Annotated in this window: 19 protein-coding genes; 7 read left to right on the top strand and 12 right to left on the bottom strand. The window is 42.6% G+C overall.

The window, feature by feature from the left end; all coding sequences use genetic code 11:
• Position 1: 1 nt before the first annotated feature.
• Genes AC4MCC_RS01340 through coaE form a run of 3 tightly spaced genes read left to right on the top strand, consistent with a single transcriptional unit; the run spans position 2 to position 2,698 of the window.
• On the top strand, positions 2 to 1,231 hold the full coding sequence (locus AC4MCC_RS01340) for a type II secretion system F family protein (protein WP_491885584.1): 1,230 nt from the start codon (positions 2 to 4) through the stop codon (positions 1,229 to 1,231).
• Positions 1,231 to 2,091 (top strand): prepilin peptidase, encoded by an 861-nt coding sequence (locus tag AC4MCC_RS01335; protein WP_491876449.1) that lies wholly within the window; start codon positions 1,231 to 1,233, stop codon positions 2,089 to 2,091. The genes AC4MCC_RS01340 and AC4MCC_RS01335 overlap by 1 nt, the downstream gene beginning before the upstream one ends.
• A 1-nt stretch (position 2,092) precedes the next feature.
• Entirely contained in the window at positions 2,093 to 2,698 is a 606-nt protein-coding gene (coaE, locus tag AC4MCC_RS01330; RefSeq protein WP_491885583.1) for a dephospho-CoA kinase, read from the top strand.
• Between the two features lie 38 nt (positions 2,699 to 2,736).
• Here the strand turns inward: coaE and AC4MCC_RS01325 are convergent, their stop codons facing one another.
• From AC4MCC_RS01325 to ppnP, 3 genes are all read right to left on the bottom strand, one after another.
• Positions 2,737 to 3,654, bottom strand: a complete 918-nt coding sequence (locus AC4MCC_RS01325) for a DMT family transporter (protein ID WP_491885582.1) — start codon at positions 3,652 to 3,654, stop codon at positions 2,737 to 2,739.
• A 45-nt stretch (positions 3,655 to 3,699) separates the two neighbouring features.
• Positions 3,700 to 4,449, bottom strand: a complete 750-nt coding sequence (gene rlmB, locus AC4MCC_RS01320) for a 23S rRNA (guanosine(2251)-2'-O)-methyltransferase RlmB (protein ID WP_005233526.1) — start codon at positions 4,447 to 4,449, stop codon at positions 3,700 to 3,702.
• Positions 4,450 to 4,591: 142 nt separating this feature from the next.
• Positions 4,592 to 4,915 (bottom strand): pyrimidine/purine nucleoside phosphorylase, encoded by a 324-nt coding sequence (gene ppnP, locus AC4MCC_RS01315; RefSeq protein ID WP_004787221.1) that lies wholly within the window; start codon positions 4,913 to 4,915, stop codon positions 4,592 to 4,594.
• A 438-nt stretch (positions 4,916 to 5,353) separates the two neighbouring features.
• Here ppnP and recN point away from each other — a divergent pair, with 438 nt between their 5' ends.
• Positions 5,354 to 7,015, top strand: coding sequence for a DNA repair protein RecN (gene recN / locus AC4MCC_RS01310; RefSeq protein ID WP_491885581.1), 1,662 nt, complete (start codon positions 5,354 to 5,356; stop codon positions 7,013 to 7,015).
• A gap of 72 nt (positions 7,016 to 7,087) precedes the next feature.
• Here the strand turns inward: recN and AC4MCC_RS01305 are convergent, their stop codons facing one another.
• The 4 genes from AC4MCC_RS01305 to AC4MCC_RS01290 are packed head-to-tail and all read right to left on the bottom strand — an operon-like array spanning position 7,088 to position 10,511.
• Entirely contained in the window at positions 7,088 to 8,068 is a 981-nt protein-coding gene (locus AC4MCC_RS01305) for a flagella assembly protein FlgT middle domain-containing protein (protein ID WP_491885580.1), read from the bottom strand.
• A 51-nt stretch (positions 8,069 to 8,119) separates the two neighbouring features.
• Positions 8,120 to 8,719 carry a penicillin-binding protein activator LpoB gene (lpoB, locus tag AC4MCC_RS01300; RefSeq protein WP_004787227.1) on the bottom strand — a complete coding sequence of 200 codons (600 nt, stop codon included), beginning with the start codon at positions 8,717 to 8,719 and terminating at the stop codon, positions 8,120 to 8,122.
• Between the two features lie 12 nt (positions 8,720 to 8,731).
• Positions 8,732 to 9,133, bottom strand: coding sequence for a YcfL family putative periplasmic lipoprotein (locus tag AC4MCC_RS01295; RefSeq protein WP_491876444.1), 402 nt, complete (start codon positions 9,131 to 9,133; stop codon positions 8,732 to 8,734).
• 19 nt (positions 9,134 to 9,152) lie between these two features.
• On the bottom strand, positions 9,153 to 10,511 hold the full coding sequence (locus AC4MCC_RS01290; protein WP_180104176.1) for a COG3014 family protein: 1,359 nt from the start codon (positions 10,509 to 10,511) through the stop codon (positions 9,153 to 9,155).
• A gap of 644 nt (positions 10,512 to 11,155) precedes the next feature.
• Between AC4MCC_RS01290 and AC4MCC_RS01285 the strand changes: the two genes are divergently transcribed.
• Entirely contained in the window at positions 11,156 to 11,710 is a 555-nt protein-coding gene (locus AC4MCC_RS01285) for a YqgE/AlgH family protein (RefSeq protein ID WP_004787233.1), read from the top strand.
• Positions 11,703 to 12,146, top strand: coding sequence for a Holliday junction resolvase RuvX (ruvX, locus tag AC4MCC_RS01280; protein ID WP_034705889.1), 444 nt, complete (start codon positions 11,703 to 11,705; stop codon positions 12,144 to 12,146). The genes AC4MCC_RS01285 and ruvX overlap by 8 nt, the downstream gene beginning before the upstream one ends.
• Before the next feature lie 236 nt (positions 12,147 to 12,382).
• On the opposite strand, the gene AC4MCC_RS01275 is transcribed toward ruvX, so the two are convergent.
• Positions 12,383 to 13,003, bottom strand: a complete 621-nt coding sequence (locus AC4MCC_RS01275) for an alpha-ketoglutarate-dependent dioxygenase AlkB family protein (RefSeq protein WP_491885579.1) — start codon at positions 13,001 to 13,003, stop codon at positions 12,383 to 12,385.
• A 159-nt stretch (positions 13,004 to 13,162) separates the two neighbouring features.
• Here AC4MCC_RS01275 and AC4MCC_RS01270 point away from each other — a divergent pair, with 159 nt between their 5' ends.
• A complete protein-coding gene (locus tag AC4MCC_RS01270) occupies positions 13,163 to 14,965 on the top strand; it encodes an ABC transporter ATP-binding protein (RefSeq protein WP_491885578.1) in 1,803 nt (600 codons plus the stop codon).
• Positions 14,966 to 15,041: 76 nt separating this feature from the next.
• On the opposite strand, the gene AC4MCC_RS01265 is transcribed toward AC4MCC_RS01270, so the two are convergent.
• The 4 genes from AC4MCC_RS01265 to abuO all read right to left on the bottom strand — a co-directional run bounded on the left by AC4MCC_RS01265 (position 15,042) and on the right by abuO (position 19,899).
• Positions 15,042 to 15,995, bottom strand: a complete 954-nt coding sequence (locus AC4MCC_RS01265) for a hypothetical protein (RefSeq protein WP_491885577.1) — start codon at positions 15,993 to 15,995, stop codon at positions 15,042 to 15,044.
• Positions 15,992 to 17,266: a glycosyltransferase family 2 protein gene (locus tag AC4MCC_RS01260; RefSeq protein WP_491885576.1), complete on the bottom strand. Its 1,275-nt coding sequence runs from the start codon at positions 17,264 to 17,266 to the stop codon at positions 15,992 to 15,994. Before AC4MCC_RS01260 ends, AC4MCC_RS01265 begins: the two co-directional genes overlap by 4 nt.
• A gap of 465 nt (positions 17,267 to 17,731) precedes the next feature.
• The gene (phoU, locus tag AC4MCC_RS01255; protein ID WP_491876437.1) at positions 17,732 to 18,451 is read right to left on the bottom strand and encodes a phosphate signaling complex protein PhoU; all 720 of its coding nucleotides are present in this window, start codon (positions 18,449 to 18,451) and stop codon (positions 17,732 to 17,734) included.
• A gap of 98 nt (positions 18,452 to 18,549) precedes the next feature.
• The gene (gene abuO / locus AC4MCC_RS01250) at positions 18,550 to 19,899 is read right to left on the bottom strand and encodes a multidrug efflux outer membrane protein AbuO (RefSeq protein ID WP_491885575.1); all 1,350 of its coding nucleotides are present in this window, start codon (positions 19,897 to 19,899) and stop codon (positions 18,550 to 18,552) included.
• Between the last annotated feature and the right edge of the window lie 265 nt (positions 19,900 to 20,164).

Below are 20,164 nucleotides of genomic sequence, written 5' to 3'. Positions count from 1 at the left end.
TATGGCAGCAGCAAAAAAAGGCCAGATGACACCGATCTTCAGTTATGAAGGGGTTGACCGCAAAGGCGCAAAGATCAAGGGGGAATTGCCGGCACGAAATATGGCCTTGGCAAAAGTGAACTTGCGCAAACAAGGCATTACGATCAAAACCATCCGGGAAAAGAAAAAAAATATTCTCGAAGGTTTAATGAAGAAAAAAGTTTCCACACTGGATATCACCATCTTCACCCGTCAGCTCGCCACTATGATGAAAGCTGGGGTACCGTTAGTTCAGGGCTTTGAAATTGTTGCAGAAGGTTTGGAAAATCCTTCTATGCGCGAGGTTGTGCTTGGAATTAAAGGTGAAGTCGAAGGCGGGAATACTTTCGCTGGTGCTCTACGTAAGTACCCGCAATATTTCGATAATCTATTCTGCTCTTTGGTCGAATCTGGCGAACAATCGGGTGCTCTGGAAACCATGCTGGATCGTGTCGCGATTTATAAAGAAAAAAGTGAGCTATTAAAGCAAAAAATTAAAAAGGCCATGAAATATCCAGCTACAGTAATTGTAGTAGCTGTGATCGTCACAATTATCCTGATGGTGAAAGTAGTCCCTGTATTCCAGGACTTATTCTCTTCATTCGGTGCGGACTTACCTGCATTTACTAAAATGGTAGTCAATATGTCCGAATGGATGCAAAAATATTGGTTCCTTTTGATTATTGGAATTGGCGTAGTGATTACTGCTTTCCTTGAAGCGAAAAAGCGTAGCAAAAAATTCCGTGATTTACTGGATAAGGCCGCGCTCAAAGCTCCCATTTTTGGTGATCTGGTCTATAAAGCAATTATTGCCCGTTATAGCCGTACTCTCGCCACCACTTTTGCTGCCGGCGTACCATTAATTGATGCGCTTGAATCGACTGCTGGCGCGACTAATAACGTGGTCTATGAGGAGGCGGTCTTAAGAATCAAGGAAGATGTTGCGACGGGTCAACAGCTTCAATTTGCCATGCGTGTCACCGATAAATTCCCTTCTATGGCCGTACAGATGGTTGCAATTGGTGAAGAATCAGGGGCATTGGATGCCATGCTGGATAAAGTTGCAACGCACTATGAAAACGAAGTTGACAATGCAGTAGATGGTTTAACCTCGATGATGGAACCTTTGATTATGGCGATCCTCGGGGTTCTTGTCGGTGGTTTAGTGATTGCGATGTATCTCCCAATCTTCCAAATGGGTTCCGTGGTTTAATGCAAGATTTTATTTTATATTTCAGTCAAAACCCAACTGCGCTTTATCTCGCAGTTGGGCTTTTTAGTCTTTGTATTGGTAGCTTTTTAAACGTTGTCATTTACCGCACCCCTAAAATGATGGAACAGGAATGGCGTACGGATTGCCAGCTGTTTTTGCATCCAGATCAGCCCATTATTGATGAAAGCAAAATTACTTTAAGCAAACCAGCTTCAACCTGCCCAAAATGTCAGACCCCTATTCGCTGGTATCAGAACATTCCAGTGATTAGCTGGATCTTATTACGTGGTAAATGTGGCAACTGTCAAAATCCAATCAGTATTCGCTATCCATTTATCGAGCTTCTGACAGCTGCTTGTGCACTGATGGTGGTGGCAGTATTTGGACCTACAGTACAGATGCTGTTTGGTCTAGTTTTTACCTATGTCCTGATTGCGCTCACCTTTATTGATTTCGACACCCAATTATTACCTGATCGCTATACCCTGCCACTGGCTGCACTCGGCCTGGGTATTAATAGTTATGCGATTTATACTACCCCTGATTCTGCCATTTGGGGCTATATCATTGGCTTCTTATGCTTGTGGGTGGTGTACTATCTGTTTAAGCTGGTGACCGGCAAGGAAGGTATGGGCTATGGAGATTTCAAACTGTTAGCTGCCTTAGGTGCCTGGATGGGGCCTATGCTCCTACCGCTCATTGTATTATTGTCATCATTGGTGGGTGCGATTATTGGGATTATCCTGCTTAAAGTTCGTAAAGAAAATCAGCCCTTTGCCTTTGGCCCTTATATTGCTATTGCCGGCTGGATTGCCTTTTTATGGGGTGAGCAGATCATGAAAATCTATTTAGGTCAGTAAAGTGAAATTTGTACTCGGTTTAACTGGTGGAATTGGTAGTGGCAAGTCTGCTGCCAGCCAATGGTTTGAAGCTCAAGGGATTGCTGTAGTAGATGCGGATATTGTCGCCCGTGAAATCGTCGATATCGGTCAACCAGCCCTGCAGCAAATTCGAGAAGTATTTGGTGATTGGGTCTTACTTCAGGATGGCTCATTGAATCGCCGTGCTTTACGTAACCATATTTTCCAGTCTCCAGAAGCACGAAAAACGCTGGAAAATATCACTCACCCTGCTATTCGCACTTCAATTATTCAACAGTTGCATGCAGCACAAAGTCCTTATGCGATTTTAGTTTCTCCCTTATTATTTGAAACCAATCAGCATGAACTGACACAACATACGTTATTAATTGATGCCGCTATTGAACTGCAAATTCAACGGGCTTCGCAGCGTGATGGACAAAATGTGGAGCAAATTCAGAAGATCATTGCCGCACAAATGCCGCGTGAACAAAAGTGTGCCATGGCTAATGATATTGTACTGAATGATGGTGAGCTGGAACATCTTTATGCCCATCTCACGCCATTACATGAAAAATATCTTCAAATGGCTGCTCAAAATAATTAATCCAAACCTATTTAAAACTAAAATAAAAAGCAGCCTTGTTAGGACTGCTTTTTTTGTTCTTCCAGTTTTTGACTCAAGCTATCTTGATGCATCAACCAACGCCAAGGCTGTATGGCACCAATTGCCATACCCACTAAGCCAGAGACAAGCGCGAGACTTAGAGGCTCATTTAATAACGGTACAGCCAGTATGGCAGCAATAAATGGCGCTAGGGTCACAATACTGCCCGCTTTAAAAGCACCTAAACGTTTAATTGCTTCCACATAAGTTAGTGTCGCTATAATCACCACAAAAATACCGTGAAAGAGCACTTGGGAAGCCATCTGCCAAGGTTCAGCAGCATCCAGATGTTTGGGGAAGAATAGCAGATAAATTGGCACATAAACGATGGCTGACCAGATCGCTACACTGGCCATAGAATGCCAGGCAGATAGCTTCCATTGACGTAGCAGTACAGTGAATACACCCCACCACATTGCACTGATGAAAAATAGCAGATCGCCTAATCCCAAGGCCACACCGGACTCTCGGAACATCAGCCAACTCATACTGCCAATCGCAAGCAGCATAATCACCATACTGATCCAAGTATGTCGGTCAAATCCCTGTTTAAATAACACAAAAGCAGCCACTGCGGTACAAAGTGGAATACAGCCATTTAGAAATACGGCAGCATGAGCTGCAGGTGCATAATGGAAAGCAGTATAAGCAGTCAGGCAATACCCCACCCCGCCAATCATGGCTAAGAGAAAGGATTCCTTACTCCACAAAAAGGCTGTGTCCTTTTTATAAATCAGGACTGGCATCAGAATCAGAAAAGCCAATAGAAAACGTAATCCAACCAGATCCCAGGCACTAATCCCCCACTGAGCACTTAAACGCGTGCTTAAGGTAAAACCTCCCCAAATACACATGGTAATTAAGACAAAGGCATAACCTTGCGTTCGGGGAGACATAGACTTCTTCTTTAACAGTATTTATGAATAAACAATAAAAAGGACTTAAGCTTGACGCTGACGACAGGCTTCATAAAGAGCCATACCTGTGGCCACGCTCACATTCAGACTTTGCAGATTGCCTGCCATCGGAATATAAACCGTCTGATCACATTGGCTTTGGGTAATTGGACGCAAACCGGTATCTTCCGCACCCATCACCACGCATACACCTGTACCAGTAAAATCAAATTTCTGGATAGGTAAAGCTTTTTCATCCAGCATCGTACCAACCACACGTACATTAAATTCATCTTTGATTTGACCCAAAGTACGCGCCAGATTGGTCACCTGAATAAACTTCACTTTTTCTGCACCACCTGCTGCCACTTTACGTGCAGTCGGCGTCAGGCTTGCTGAACGGTCACGCGGCACAATCACAGCCGCTACCCCCATCGCTGCGGCAGTACGAATACAAGCACCCAGATTATGCGGATCAGTTACCTGATCGAGTGCTAATAGAAGTACTTGAGAATCTTGCTTCAATAGATCTTCCAGATCCTTTTCATTTAAGGTTGGATGCGGACGAACTGCCGCCACAACGCCTTGGTGAAAAGGCAAACCTGCCAGTTTTTCCAGCTTGTCACGACTAGCCTGCTGGACACTAATGCCGAAAGGCTCAGCCAATTCCAGTACACGTTTCAGGCGCTGATCATCACGACCTTTCAGGGTAAAAAGAGTCAAGACACGTTCAGGCTCAAGCTCCAGCAGTGATTCTACTGAATGGACGCCATAATAATACTCAGGTTTAGCCATGAACGACCTCGAAAATAAATTGGGAAATAGGCAGCAAAAGAAAAATCCTGCAAAGCCAACTTCACAGGATTCTGTATCAAGCTTAGTTTAACCGATTCAGAACAAAATTTCTTGATCGGTTACAGCTCATCTGTAGGTCTATTTAGCCTTCAAAATGGCAAACATAGTCCAGCACGTCATCAGTTTCGATTTTGAAACGGCTATTGCCTGGCACATAGAATGACTGACCCGCACGGAACAGTTCTTTCTCTTCACTGTCAGCGATTTGTACACGGCATTCACCTGAGATGATTTCCATACGCTCAGGCACATGTGTTTCAAAAGTTAATGCATTTTCTGAAGGTAAAATTACCCCTAAGGTTTTTTTAGTGCCATCTTCAAATTGCACCACATGGCTGATGCATAACCCGCCAAAATACACATTCGATTTTTTAAGTACTGATACATGATCAAACTGAGCTGACATGCCATTTCTCCAGATAAAGCATTTTGTAATATTTTGATTGCTGTAGTTTAAATGTGCACCCGCAACTAATCAATCGAAGTTTATCGGACTTGAATGAAATTATTGAGTGCCTCTGCTTGCCTTAATTCCAGCCTGTTTGAGCGATTTCGGCAGATCTTGGAAAATGTCGTGATTTTTCCCGCCATTTATAAGCAAAATATATTCCGACCTGATTTTAATCTAAATTTCATGTATGTCAGAAAAATGAAAATATCTTTTGTAACTTCAGTGGCCTAATCTTGGTTCCTGTGACACAACATTCAAATAAGCGTGTATTAATCCCTGAAATTTAAGATAGAATGAAATCGATTTATCCTGATTTATAATAACAGCCGCGTTGCTAGACTGAAGCAACTGACATGCTATTTCATTCAAACTTTTCGCAGCCCGGATGCGTTTATGCTGACACATTTAACTCTGATCAATTTTGCTTTGGCCGAGCATCTTGCTATTGATATTGATAAAGGTTTTAACGTTCTTACTGGTGAAACCGGTGCAGGTAAATCCCTGTTACTGGATGCACTGTCTGCCTGTCTAGGTGAGCGAACCGATACCAATTATGTGCGTTATGGCACCGAAAAAGCCGATGTAACAGCAACTTTTAGCTATCAGGAAGACAGCCCCGAGGCGAGCTGGTTAAAAGAGCATGAACTGGATGATGAGTCAGGGGAAATTCATTTACGCCGGGTGATCTTCGCTACTGGTCGCAGTAAGGCCTGGATCAATGGCCGCCCCAGCAGTCTGTCTGAACTGAAAGAAATTGGCCGACTACTGGTCCAGCTTTATAGCCAGCATAGCCAGCAGCAACTTCTAGAGCCACCTTATCCCAAACACTGGCTGGATCGCTATAGCAATTTTTATGCACCCGCTCAGGAAGTACGTGATGCTTACAGTATCTGGCATAAAAATATTCGCCAGCATCAGGCCGCGCTGGATGCACAAGCAACTCGTAAGCAACGTATGGAAACTCTGGAGCTGCAACTCGAAGAATTAGAAGAAGTCGTCCAAACGGATTATCAGGAAATTGAGCAGGAATTTGACCGCCTTTCCCATCATGAAGCGATTATGCAGGACTGTGTCTATAGCCTGAATGGACTGGACGAAGGTGAACAGAATATTTCTCAGGAACTGGCTTCAATTTTACGCCGTATGGAATCGCATGCCGGTCGTAGCGAACAGCTTTCCCAGATTTATACTTCTTTGCTGAATGCCCAAAGTGAACTCGAAGATGCGACGGCGACCTTACGCCAGTTTATGGATCGGCAAAGCTTTGATCCGGAACGTATGGAAGAACTGAATTCCAAACTGGAAGTGTTTCACCGTTTAGCACGCAAATACCGCACCCAGCCAGAATTGCTGAAAGAAGAATATGAGGCCTGGCAGACTGAGCTTGAACAATTGCATCAGTTGGAAGACCCGGAAACACTGGCTGAACAGGTTGAGGTCTCTTATCAGGAGTTTCTGAGTAAAGCACAACATCTGGATCAGATTCGCCGTGATGCGGCCGAACCGCTGGCGAAGAAACTGACCGAACAGGTGAAACAGCTCGCACTACCTGAAGCACATTTTGAATTTAAATTTGAGCCTTTGGAACATCCATCAAGTGAAGGTTTGAGTTTTATTCAGCTTCTGTTTACTGCCAACAAGGGCATTCCAGCCCAACCTCTGGCACGGGTGGCTTCAGGCGGTGAATTATCCCGTATTGCCTTGGTGATGCAGGTGATGAATGCAGAAAAAACCGAAGCTGAAGTATTGGTATTTGATGAAATCGATGTCGGGATCAGTGGCGGTACTGCGGAAATCGTGGGTCGCTTATTGGCTGATCTGGCACAGCATGTACAGATTCTATGTATTACCCATCAAGCGCAGGTGGCTGCACAGTCCGACCAGCATTTACTGGTGAAAAAATGCCAGACTGATCCGGCCAGCAGTACCATTATCAATCTGGAAGAAAGTGAAATTGTACAGGAACTTGCCCGTATGACGGGTGGCGTGGAAATTAATGAAACCACCTTGCAGCATGCACGTCAGTTAAGACAGTTAAAGTTTCAGCAAGCATAAATTATGCTTAATAAAAAATCCCTGACTAGTGCAGGGATTTTTTTATGAACAGCTTTTAGTTAAAGCCAAAAATTACCATTTGACTGGTTGATCACTAGAACCTGGCGTCATTCCATAACCGGGTGACTGATCATAAGCTTGACGAGTTTGTACAGGCTGCAATTTCAAACCTTGTAAAATCTCTGGATTAAGACCTTGAGCAATTTTGTCTGCAGTACTGTCATTTAAACTGTTCGTCAAAATATTCTGTGTCATTAAATTAGACAAGGTACGGTTAAAGATTCCGGCTGCAACGACTTTACTGGTCGCCGCTTCAATCACGCGCCAGCTTAAACGCACCTGAGCCGCGCCAGCATTCAGACCATACATCTGCTGCTTACTGGCGGTAGATAAATCTTTAATCTGACCAACCAGCAAATAATCTGCGCCAACTTTCTGACCGATACGTGCCAGTTCCTGTGGTGCGCCATCCCAATACAGGAAATCAGTTTCAGACTGCATTTCCTCAATATAGTGACGATCAACCACACTTAATTGTCCGCTTTGGGTTAGATAAGTGCCCAGTGTATCGGATAATTCCTGACTAAATTCACGGGCAGATCCTCCTCCAGCCAGTCGATTATTTTTTTCTGCCATCTGGAATGGTAAAACAGCGATCCGGTGTAAATGTTGATCCTGCACAGCAGATTCAAACTTAACCACATGAGCACGGACTTTGGCCCGATAATTATTCTTCGCTCCAGAAACACTAAGTACCTGGAATTTAGTGACTGAACCCGAACCCTGATTAGCTACGCTAAAGACCGGAGATACCTTGCCGGTATAGGTCCAGCCTTGATGGTTCACTGATAAAGAAACGGTTTCTTCATAATCCATCTGCGAAGAAACCGAAGCACCATTTACTGACTGTACCGCTACCAATAACGCTTCAGAAATGGCCTGATGCTGTGTAGAACCACTGCCGCTGGCTTCTTTGATTACTTCCTTAATTGCTGCAAAAGCAGGTGAACTGAGCAATCCGGACAATAAGCCTGCAAGTAATATTTTTTTCATATTGAATTCTTCTGCGGTCACTGTGCCAAAGCACAGCAACCTTAATTTAAATTACAGGCCGAAAGTCGAACGCTTGCCTGCTTTACGGATTTCTTTCTCGCCAGTCCACTCAACGATTCCAGTTTGCAGGTTTTGCAATTTAAAGGTGAACTTGTAGTACACATCGCTCTTGCCGCCTGCATTTTTTACAATGCTCGACAAGTTGCCATTTAGCATATATTCAGCACCGATATGACCACCGCTCCGTACAGCGGTTGCCTGATTCACCATGCCGCTCTGTTTTTGATAGGCCAGTTGCTGCGCCATCGCATTCACAGACTTCATATCCACAAAACGGAATTTTCCAGAGTTGATCAGCTTGTTCTGAATGCTGTCAGTAATGGATTCAGTATCAATATGTTCCTGAGTTTTATTGTGAATACGATCTACTACAATCACTGGGCGACGGTTTTGTGTCATTTGTACGATCGGCGGGAATATCAGCATGTCATCCACCATTTTCGCTGCAATCATTTGCAGATCAGTCGAACCGAAGTCAGTCGTCAAAGTTTCAACTGCTTGCGCATCGCCATAACTCACTGCACCAGTAGACGCACAGCCACTAACCAGAGTCGTTGCTGCCAATACAGCGAAAATCAATTTTGCATTCATGTTCAATCTCTCTTATTTTTTCAAGTACACAACAACATCGACAGCAGACGGATTTGGTGCTAGGGATTGCACACCTTTGGTTTCACGGCCAGTTAACTGAATCGGCTTCCAGATGGCGCCTTCAGGATTCACTTCCGCACCTTGCGCATCCACCCACACGATCTTGTAGCTAAAGTCTTTGTTATTAAAACGACGGTTTTTGATTGCAATCGATGCGCGTTTCAAATCACCTGCCGCACTCATATTTACGCGTTCTACAAATACTTCCGTACTCAGGATCGGGTTATTGGTGATCGTACGGATGCTGATTTCATTAGTTGAGTTGGTCTGGGTCGACAAGGCATTCGGTGCAGTACACCCCACCATTAACAGTACCCCTAAACCAAGTACTGCAAAGCTGAATTGACGTTTCATATCGTTCTCTTAGGTTTTATTAATGTGGGATGGTGCTTACGCTGGCGGTAATCTTGTCATTGACGTGATGTGCATAGACAAAGACAGTTTGATTGGCTTTGACATCCAGATTGACAGCTGAACTGGAAAGACTGCCGCTAGAGAGCTGTAATTTATGGTTGCCTGGAGCGAGATTTAAGCGCGCAATCTGGGCATTGCTTGGCAAGGTACTCCAGCCACGCAAGTCGGCACGTTCAGTCGACATATTCAGGACATTGCCGGCCACCTGACCCAAAATACCCAGCTGATTGCCTAACTGTTTTTGTGCAGCATATTTGGCGCTTGCACGCATGATTTGACTGGTCAGATTGCCTACTACTTTTTCTTTCAGGTCTTTAACTGCCAGAGCGCCAATATCACTAATCACGTAGCTGTCTTGCATAGGCTTATTATTGACTTTGACCTTCAGGCTTTTCGGTGCCACATAGGTACTTGGCTCATAAGTCGCAAAAGCGATATTGACCAAACCACCCGGTGTTGGCACATCAATCTTGTTTTCAACCTTTTGCGGGACAATACCTTGCTCGATAAAGACAATTACCGGCACACTGCCACTTTTTGGTTTTGCTACTAACTGATTCAAGCGTTTTACGTCTTGGGCAATCTGTGCATCTGGCTGTAATTCATAGGCCTTTTTATAATCTACCAAGGCGTCGTTATATTCACCCAAGGTTTCCCATAAATTGGCAGCCATGTAGAACGCATACGCATTCTGGTAGCTGTTTTTAATTTTGCCGGCAATAGGGTCCAGACCTATAAATGCTTCATCCAGTGCGCTAAGCGGATTTCCTTCAGTAGCCGGTTTTTTAACTTTGTCTTTTTTTCTTTCCAGCTCTTTCTGATGAGCCAGTTCAATTTCACGCTGTAGGCCTTGTGCAACCCGCATTTCTACAGATGCAGCCTCTAAATCTTTGAGAAAAATATAATTTTTTGCCTGAGAAATATGTGCTAGTACCTGTTCATGAGGGGGTACCAGATAAGGAACAATTGAATCATTACTCATCAAAGCCAGAGCTTTAAAGCCCACACGAGATACACTGACTTTGGCACGATTTTGCTGTTTATCTAGCAAAGTAAAAGCCTGTTTATAATATTCCTGGCTTTGATCATATTGATGATTGACCTGTAATAACCGGGCTTGTTCTAACAGATATAAAACACCATCTTTTGAATTAGTTTTATTCTTGAAATCTGTAATTAAATTTTCAGACAGTTCTGCATTTAAATGACTACGAAAAAAATTACCTTCTTCATTATATGTTTTGAATACTGCCGCATGGGAAATAATAGACGCTGAACATAGAGCAGAAATTAAAGTCCCTTTAAAAAAATGATGCATAACGATCCGTTAAAATAATAGAAGATTAAAAATCGGCGCATCTTACAAACAAAGCCAAATTGTTTCAATATGTAGTTTATGTATATATTGTGTAAAATTTAACTCTAAATAAACACATTATATTTACCTAAATTAAACAATATTGAATAAAATTTACAAATTATAATCGTTTTTAAGTATGAAAAATCTTTTCTATTATTGCTATATAAGTTTAATTCATTATACCTATTCATTAATAAAATAACTTATAAAAAATTAATAAAAAATAAAGCACTTCGCTTTAAATATAAAATTTAATATTTTCTTCTATTTAATTATTTAGTTTAATTATTAAACAATTAAAAATATATAAACTTATTCCTTCTTAAATTTATTTTATATTCTTAGTCGATAATAAATGAACCCCAGAATTTACCATTCAATAAAATAAAACTGATTTTATTGATTTATTGAAAAAATAAAAAAAATACCTATTTGTAGTTTTTTTATACTCAGTATCTACAAAGCTAAGTTGTCAGTGGTGCATTTTTGTGGGATAAGTAAATAAGGAATAGACAATTTGCAGAATTGAAAATCCAGTCTTTTGCCCTGATAAATCATCTACCACGATCACAAACGATATAGACTTTTGGAGAGCCGCTCAGGTGACTAAACAATATCTGACTCATCGTTGTCTGATTGCGCCACCCCATGCAAGTGACGATTTTTTTGCCCACACGGTCATTTATCTAGCCCGTCATGATGAAGATGGCGCTCAAGGGATCATTATTAACCGCCCTGCTGGCATTCAAATTAAAGAATTGCTGAATGACCTGGATATTGAGGCGGATAATGTCAATCCCCATGAAGTGTTGCAAGGTGGACCTTTGCGACCTGAGGCCGGTTTTGTCCTGCATACCGGTCAGCCGACCTGGCATTCCTCTATTGCTGTGGGTGAAAATGTTTGTATTACCACATCTAAAGATATTCTGGATGCGATTGCGCATAATGAAGGTGTAGGCCGCTATCAGATCGCCTTGGGTTATGCGAGCTGGGGCAAACATCAGCTTGAAGAAGAGATTGCCCGGGGTGACTGGCTGATCTGTGAATCCGATATGGACCTGATTTTTAATTTACCTTATAACGACCGCTGGGATGCTGCCTATAAAAAAATGGGCGTAGACCGAACCTGGTTATCTTCCGAGATTGGACATGCCTGATGTAAACGCGCCAAACACCATTATGGCGTTTGATTTTGGTACACAGAAAATGGGAATGGCAGTCGGCCAATCCCTGATTGAAAGTGCCAATCCCCTCCCTTTATTTCCTATGAAAGACGGGATTCCGAACTGGGACGAATTACTGAAAATCGTAAAAAGCCATCAGCCAGGCTTATTTTTAGTTGGTCTGCCACTGAATATGGATGATAGTGAATCTGAACTGTCGACACGGGCACGAAAATTTGCCCGCCGTTTACGTCATCAGACCAATATTGAAACCTTGATGGTGGATGAACGCCTGACCACTCGTGAAGCACGGGATGAACTGGATCATTATCAAGCTCAAGGTCGCGGCAAAAAATTGTCTGCGGACAGTATCGCTGCTGCCCTTTTGATTGAAAGCTGGTATCGGCATCCAGCTGGACTGCAACCCTAAATTTCTTTTAAATAGAAGCAATAGCATCTTTCGAGATGCTATTTTTTTGAATTAAAGAATCTCTTTTTTAGTTCATTGGGATACTTTCAATCTAAAAAAATAGAGTGCCTTCATCAATCATTTTTTAATCATTCAACAATGAGCAAAGGAACTCCCTCATCCTCACTTTCTCCCTGAGAGAAGGAATTTTAAATACTAATGAACTAGTATTTTTTGTTTTATCAAAGATAATTTAATTAAGGAAAAAAATAACGAAAAGTCAGGTTAATTCTAGGTTCCAGAACCTGAGTCGTTTTCCGGATGCAATGTTTCCAGTAGTGTTGGGTCTGTCCACGCATCACAATCAACTGACCACTTTGTAAAAGCAGATCCACTGTTTCATTCTCTGTTTTATGTTTAAAGCTCATCTTGCGGGTTGCACCCAGACTGAGGGATGCAATCACATTTTCCTGTGACGTTCCCTGATATAAAGCTGCCTCATCATCACTATGCCAGCCCAGACCTTGCGACCCATCTTCATATAAATTAGCCAGACAGGAATTAAAGGAATGACCCACCAATTTTTCAATATGCTGCTTTAACCGAAATAGCCCCGGTGTCCAGATATGAGCTTGTTTGAAACTTCCGGAATAATGATATTGATAGTGTTCATCGCCATACCAGACAACTTTTCGCCCAGTAATATAATGCTTGCCAAATAAAGTGACTTCATCCGCTTGCCAGGCCAGATGAGCTAGAAAATGCTGTAAATATTGCTGGCTCTGCTGCTCATTTAAAATCTGGCCATAATCCTCTACCACCCCATCAAAAGGTAATAAATTCATTTGAGGTTCTGGCGCAAACAGGTCCAAAGTCATTTAAAATTAGTCTAAAAATTTCAGTATCTTGCTGAAAAGATTGAGACTTATCCAGAAAAATTACAATCTAATTTCACAAATAAATACAACATTTACTCTTGTGAGTACCTCTATTCCTGCCTAGACTAAATCCAACTTTGACAATAAAAATAATTGCTTATGAATTTATGGCAGCTGTTTTTAAAACTTCGTCCCTTTGTCAGCCCTTATCGGCTCCTGGTGATTGCGACCCTCATTTTAACCCTGATCGGTTCCTTTACTGCTCAGGTCAATGCACTGACCCTGCAATATGCAGTCGATAGCATCAATGCACTGCTGGAACAAGGACAGGGACTGGATGAAGGCTGGCATATCCTGATTACTATCTCTGCCATTTTACTCGGTAAAGAAGTGGTGAATGCACTGGTCCAGTTTGGGCAGAAGTTTTATGGAGAAAAGCTGCGGATTTTTATTTCCCAAGATCTGGCTCAAGGCATTATTGAAAAGTTTTTAAAATACCGGCTAGCATTTTTTAATCAGGATAATAATCAGGCTGGAAAATTACAGACCCGTATTGATCGCGGAATTGGCTCCCTCACCCGACTGGTTCAGATCTTTTTCATTGATATTTTTCCTCTATTTACCAGTGCAATTGTCGCGCTCGGATTGATGTACTATGCCAATTTTTATGTCGGGCTGGTCGCCACAGCGATTGTACCGATCTACTTCTGGCTCACCTATAAACAGGCACAAAAACTCGGTGGATGGCGCCGTAGTCTGAGAGATGGCCGGGAAAAAAAGAGCCAGGGCATTCTCAGCATCATCAATTCAATTACAGTCATCAAATCCTTTAACCGGGAATCGATTGAATCAGACAAGCAGCTGAGCTTGCAGCGTGAACTGACCGATAACCAGATGAAAACCCGGCAGACCAGCTTCCTGTTTGATGGTCTGAAAACCTTTATTGAACAGATCGGCATAGTCCTGATTATCATCCTGACCTCCTATTTTGTACTGGATGGACAGATGAGTATCGGCATGATCATGTACCATGTGCTGCTCTTTAATAACGTTTCTGCTCCGATTCGCTCGCTGCACCGGATTTATGATGAAGTGAATGATGCCATGATCTATTCAGAAAGCTTCTTCAATATTCTGGAAGCTGATGCTGAAATTGAGCAAAGCGGACAGCAAAAAACGCCAGTTAAAGGCCGATTTGAGCTAAGTGGCGTGAATTTTTATTATCCGAATGGGCATCATGCCTTAAAGGATATCAATATGGAGATTCGTCCCAATACGATTACTGCACTAGTAGGGTTGTCTGGTGCGGGTAAATCAACCCTGATCAGTCTGCTCGATAAATTTTATGAACCACAGGAAGGCCAGATCAAACTGGATGGGATCGACTTAAAAGATTATGACACTCAATATCTGCGTGATCATATCGGATTAGTGCTACAAAAAAACCATATTTTTCAGGGCACGATTTTTGACAATATCCGTTATGGTAAAACCAATGCCAGTATGGATGAGGTGATTGCAGCTGCTCAAAAAGCCTCGATTCATGAACAGATTTTACAGCTACCGGATGGCTATGATTCCGATGCCCTGCAACTGTCCGGCGGTCAGCAACAGCGGATTGCCATCGCACGGATGTTCCTGAAAAACCCACCGATTATTTTTCTGGACGAGCCGACGGCAAGCCTGGATGCCATTGCGACAGAACAGATCAAACAGAGTCTGGATCAGATCAAGCAAGGCCGTACCGTGATTATCATTTCGCATAGCCTGTCTCAAATTATTGATGCAGACTATACCTATGTGATGAAAGAAGGTTGTATTGCCGAACACGGTGAACATGATGCGCTTTATCATCAGGACGGCGTATATAAGGAAATTTTTGATGCTATGGCGAAGAGCCTGAATATTGAAAAAATTGCCAAGACTTTTGAAGATGATGCAGAGGAAGAAACGCATAGTTAGCTCTTCATTCAACTATCTCTAAAAAAGAAAAGCGGTCTTTAAAGACCGCTTAAAATCAAAATATCATTAGCCAGATTTAAAACTGCACAATCCATTCACCCCTGATATAACGATAATCGTAATTCGGGCCATAGAAAGAAGCACTGCGGTTATAGCCGGCATTCATCCGCAGAAATTGCGAGCCACGAACAGGACTTTGTAGGTTGAGTTCGAATAATCGGGTAGACTGGCTCGGATCCTGATTGATTTTTTCTCGGCCAAAGCCTGCCGTTAAGCCTGCAGACCAGCCAGCGAAACGCTGACGCCAACCGAGAGCGAACATCGATTCTTGATAATCTTCTGGGTTGAAGTACTCTCTACCCACATCTTCTTCACTGCTGCGATACATACGATAACGAGCCTGAAGCGTTAGACCCAGATCTAGTGAAGGCTGATAAATCAGTCTAAGACGGCCATGATCACGGCGGTTATCATCCGAGAAAAACTGTGTTCCCGCTAAACTTACAAGCGTGACATGTTCACCTAAACCTTGATCTAATGCCGCACCGACAAAAGTAAAGTTTGTTCCTGCATCAAGTGCAGGCTGGGTTTCAACCCAGTCACGATTGGCAAAAAGTTCTACTGCTGTCTTTTCTGCAAGTGCAGTACGGTAACTGCCATCAAAGGTCAATAAAGTATGATCACCTTGCTCAAACAATCCTGCTTCCAGCGTCCAGCCATTGGCTGTAGCGGACTCAATATCACGCCCAATAAATGAGATCTTCTGACCATCGCGTTTCCAGTCATCTGCCCTATATTGATAAGCACTGCCACGTACACCCAGATAATGATCGGCATCTTCATATTGAGGCAAGAATTCCGCTGATAATTTACGAGTCTGGAAGCCTTCGCTATCGTCACTCAAAAAGAATTCTGTTCCAGCCGCTCGTTCACTTGATGTCTGATCTTCATCTAATCCATTGGCCAGGCTGGCAGTACTTAAACTCATGAGCAGAGGAACACATACATATCCGATTTTCATAGTGTTCATTTTGTTCCCCAGGTTTTTCGTGTTCTCAACACTTCATCCATATAGCCTAAAATACTGGCTGGTTGAAGCAGGAAGCTATAGGCCAACACATACAATAAAAAACCACTGAAGTTTTTGCGGACCTTAAGCTCCAGGTCATTAAACATTCTGCGTTCAATTGAATAATTTAAGAAACCCAACAGGAATGCCATTGGCAATAGCACTAAAGTCATGATTCCGACAATCCAGTAATGTCCAAAACATGCCAGAATGATTCCTGGAATAAAGCCAAAGGTAAAGGCAATATCCAGCCATGGGAAAAACAGGTTCCAGTAAATAAAAAATGTAGAGAGTCTTGGCTTGATTAAAATACTAGGATGTTTAATGAATGCTTCAATCATGCCACGAGCCCAACGCTGACGCTGTTTAACAAACACTTTAAGCGTCGTCGGTGCATTGGTAAACAGGCAGGCATCCTCACAATGGCCAATCCGATAACCTGCATTTAACAAGGCCCAGGTCAGCACAATATCTTCACCTACACATTCAGGCCAGCCGCCGACTTCAATCAGGGCATTACGGTCATAAATAGAGAAAGCACCTTGCGCTACCAGAGTTCCCTGATAAAGAGATTGCAGGCGTTTGGTTGCCGAGATACCCAGAAAATAATCCCATTCCTGAGTTTTGGTCAGCAGATTGGTACGCGAATTACGTACCAGAATTTTACCTGCAACCGCACGTGTATTTGGAGGATCTGCCACATAGCGCTCAACAATATTAATCAGAGCAATACGATGGAGATAAGAATCCGCATCGACGGTAATCACCAGATCATGTTCGGCAAGTTTCAGGCCTTCATTTAAGGCATGCGCCTTCCCTGCATTTTGCTTTAAATCTAGTAAAGTCAGCCAGGGAAATCTTGATTCTGCTTTGCGGACAATCTCTGCGGTTTCATCCTGAGAACCATCATTAATCACAATAACCTGTAATTTTCCCGGATATTTTTGCTGGTTAATACTGACCAAAGTGTCTTCAATTGACGCGGCTTCATTGTAAGCAGCCACCAACATGGTAATCCCTGGATAAACTGCTAATGGCTGGCGTTTAGGGCGTCTGTCCATCATCAGGCTTAATGCCGCAAATGAGTTCATAAATCCTGGAATAATGGCAATACCATAAATCAGAAAAATAGCCCAAAAGTAACCAACATAAGTGCTCAAATCATGCAACCAGTCCTGAGCAATCCAGATGGAAAATATGGTCCAGAAACACGCACCCATTAACGCGATCACAAACTTTAACTACACAGAAAAGTAAATTCGGGAAGCTTCTCTTTGACTTTCATCAATGATCATGAATTTTCTCTTAAATATATAATTTCACTGAGTAAATGAATGCAGGGTTAGGTTTAGACCAGAAGTATGTGACTGATAACAAAAGAGCTTCGTTTTTCTTTCTTATCTATTGGTTTGATGAGCACATGAAAAAATCTTTTCACTTTCTGAAAATAATTCCATTTTCATAAATCAACCCGTATTTTGCTAAATTATATACAACTTTTGTATGTTTTTTGATAAATAGTTCACATTTCTTTTAATTAAATTTATAAAGCTTATTAGTAATTGTTATTTATGTGATTTTTCTCATAGTAATATTAGGGAACGCCTATCCTGTCTAGCTTTCACAATATCAAGAACATATTTTTGAAATAAAAAAAGCCTACACAATGCAGGCTTTTTACTATTATTTAGTTTTAATTAACGTTGAAATTTTTGCTCAATTTCTTCGACACTGCTATGCCGTACATCCAGGCCCTTGACCATATAAATGACCTGTTCCGAAATATTACGTGCATGATCTCCAATGCGTTCCAGCGAACGTAGTACCCAAAGTACATTAATCACCCGACTAATATGCCGTGGATCTTCAATCATATAGGTCATTAAAGTACGGGTAGCGGACTGATATTCCCGGTCAATGTCGGCATCGGCCTGCATCACGCGCAGCGCTTGGTCTACATCCAGACGAGCAAAGGCATCCAATGCATCATGAATCATCACTCGAACCTGGTTACCAATATGTCGGGTTTCCATATAACCGCGTGGTGAACCACCCTCTTCACACAAGGTTTGGGCAATACGAGCAATTTTCGATGCTTCATCTCCAATCCGTTCCAGATCGGTATTGGCCTTGGACATGGCAAGCACCATACGCAGATCAATGGCAGCGGGATGACGGCGAGCCAAAATCAGGGTGAGTGCCTCATCAATTTCACTTTCCAGACGGTTCACGGTATTGTCCTGAAACTGCACCTCAACCGCCATTGCAGCATCTGTATCCAGCAGTGCATGAATGGCATTGGTCACCTGCTGTTCTACCATGCCGCCCATGGTCATGAACTTGGTATTTACGTCCTGCAATTCTTCATTAAATTGCGAAGAAATGTGATGACTGAGCACAGGATTATTGGGACTCAAGGAAATCTACTCCTGAACAGGAAAAGGTAAGAACACATCATGAAATATCATTAAAGCATGACCATCATGAAAGTTTGATGACAACTTGTTAACCTTCTTTAAGAACGGTCATATTCAATGAGCCAGGCATTCATCTCTGCCAGTTCTTTTTCTGTCAATTGTCCTACCGAAGCCTGTAATTGCAGTACATGCAGCAAATAATCATATTTGGCATTCAGATAATCGGTTTTGGCAGAGAAGGCATTGCGCTGCGCCAATAATACATCCACCATGGTTTTTAAACCTTCCTGATATTGAGCTCTGGAAGCTTGAGACACAATATCTGAAGACTGCATCGCTGCTTTACGTGCATTCAGTTTGGCCTCATCCGTTTCTACCTGCAGATAAGACTGTTTAACATCAGTATTAGCTTTGCGAATGGCGGCATCCAGTTGGGCTTCACTTCTCTGTACGTTCACGCCCGCCTGACGAATACTCTTTTGGGTTCGCCCCCCGGTAAACAGATTCCAGTTGACCTCGACGCCAATCTGGTCAAAATCCCCATTGGTTGATAACACTGTTTCAGGAGTCTGCTTTAAATAGCCATAGGTTCCGACAGCTTCAACCTGAGGATAGAGAGCCGCCTGCTCCACCCGTTTGGCATCTTCAGAATAGCGTTTCTGCAAACGTGCCTGCAAAATTTCCAGATTCTGGTTTTGTGCCAGTTCGGTCCAGGAGCCGATATTACTCGGAACAGGTTTCTGAAACTGGAAATCCTCACGTAGAACCGCCAGATTTTCCTGATAAGGTCCAATCAACTGAGCCAATTGTTCCTGTGCCAGCACCAGTTGTACCTGTGTAGAAATCCGGTTAGCTTGTGCACTTTGGTATTGGGCATTGGCTTCACTGACATCACTTCTCGCCACGAGTCCTTCTCGAAGTTTGGCATTCATCATCCTTAACTGTTCTGATAAAGCTTGCTCTTCTTGCAGATAAGCCGTAGTTAAAGACTGCTGGCGTAAAACATTAAAATAGGCTTCTGCCACCTGCAAAATATGCTGCTGCTTTTGCAGGCGCAGGTTAACTTCGCTGAGTTCTACCGAGGTTTTGACCTGCTTATAACCCTGCCAGGCATCCCAACGAAATAGTGGCTGACGTGCAGTGACTGCAATCTGACGTGTAGTCGTACTCGAACCTTGTAATTCTCCAAATTCGGCAGGCAAACCTTCTATCGATGAATTATCGGCAGATTGGTTTTTACGGGTCACATTTCCAGATAAAGTCACAGTCGGCAATAAATTTCCGCTGGCTATGCCCAGGTTGAGCTGATCCGACTGGTATTGCAACAGATTCGCCTGCCAGTTCGGATCATTTTGCTGGGCACGCTGATAAGCTTCAAGCAGATCCAGCGCAAACAGTGTCGGACTGGCACCCAATAAACAGGCACTGACGATGTGTTTTAATTTCATTTTATAGTTTTCACCCCTACAGCCATTTAAATCATCAGATTAAGGCGCATTAAACCCAGCAATACTAAAGATTTCTTTTGATTTTTTACGTATGACTTTTATTAATTTTCTCTTATAGATCCACGATTTTATTCAATATTCCTCCTACTTTCCCCATCCCGCATCTTAGCTTAACAAAGCCATTCACAATACTACACATAGAACTTGAATTAGATCTATACAATATAGCTCCCAGTAAGGCAGTTATTTCTGATTTCATCTATAT

It is taken from the genome of Acinetobacter sp. CAU_H_56, assembly GCF_058599425.1.
This window is presented reverse-complemented; position numbering and strand designations above follow the sequence as displayed.

Excerpts from the sequence above, each read along its gene's own strand:
- AC4MCC_RS01340 (WP_491885584.1), top strand. The coding sequence starts at position 2 with ATGGCAGCAGCAAAAAAAGGCCAGATGACACCGATCTTCAGTTATGAA.
- AC4MCC_RS01335 (WP_491876449.1), top strand. The coding sequence starts at position 1,231 with ATGCAAGATTTTATTTTATATTTCAGTCAAAACCCAACTGCGCTTTAT.
- AC4MCC_RS01325 (WP_491885582.1), bottom strand. The coding sequence starts at position 3,654 with ATGTCTCCCCGAACGCAAGGTTATGCCTTTGTCTTAATTACCATGTGT.
- rlmB (WP_005233526.1), bottom strand. The coding sequence starts at position 4,449 with ATGGCTAAACCTGAGTATTATTATGGCGTCCATTCAGTAGAATCACTG.
- ppnP (WP_004787221.1), bottom strand. The coding sequence starts at position 4,915 with ATGTCAGCTCAGTTTGATCATGTATCAGTACTTAAAAAATCGAATGTG.
- recN (WP_491885581.1), top strand. The coding sequence starts at position 5,354 with ATGCTGACACATTTAACTCTGATCAATTTTGCTTTGGCCGAGCATCTT.
- AC4MCC_RS01305 (WP_491885580.1), bottom strand. The coding sequence starts at position 8,068 with ATGAAAAAAATATTACTTGCAGGCTTATTGTCCGGATTGCTCAGTTCA.
- lpoB (WP_004787227.1), bottom strand. The coding sequence starts at position 8,719 with ATGAATGCAAAATTGATTTTCGCTGTATTGGCAGCAACGACTCTGGTT.
- AC4MCC_RS01295 (WP_491876444.1), bottom strand. The coding sequence starts at position 9,133 with ATGAAACGTCAATTCAGCTTTGCAGTACTTGGTTTAGGGGTACTGTTA.
- AC4MCC_RS01290 (WP_180104176.1), bottom strand. The coding sequence starts at position 10,511 with ATGCATCATTTTTTTAAAGGGACTTTAATTTCTGCTCTATGTTCAGCG.
- ruvX (WP_034705889.1), top strand. The coding sequence starts at position 11,703 with ATGCCTGATGTAAACGCGCCAAACACCATTATGGCGTTTGATTTTGGT.
- AC4MCC_RS01275 (WP_491885579.1), bottom strand. The coding sequence starts at position 13,003 with ATGACTTTGGACCTGTTTGCGCCAGAACCTCAAATGAATTTATTACCT.
- AC4MCC_RS01270 (WP_491885578.1), top strand. The coding sequence starts at position 13,163 with ATGAATTTATGGCAGCTGTTTTTAAAACTTCGTCCCTTTGTCAGCCCT.
- AC4MCC_RS01265 (WP_491885577.1), bottom strand. The coding sequence starts at position 15,995 with ATGAACACTATGAAAATCGGATATGTATGTGTTCCTCTGCTCATGAGT.
- abuO (WP_491885575.1), bottom strand. The coding sequence starts at position 19,899 with ATGAAATTAAAACACATCGTCAGTGCCTGTTTATTGGGTGCCAGTCCG.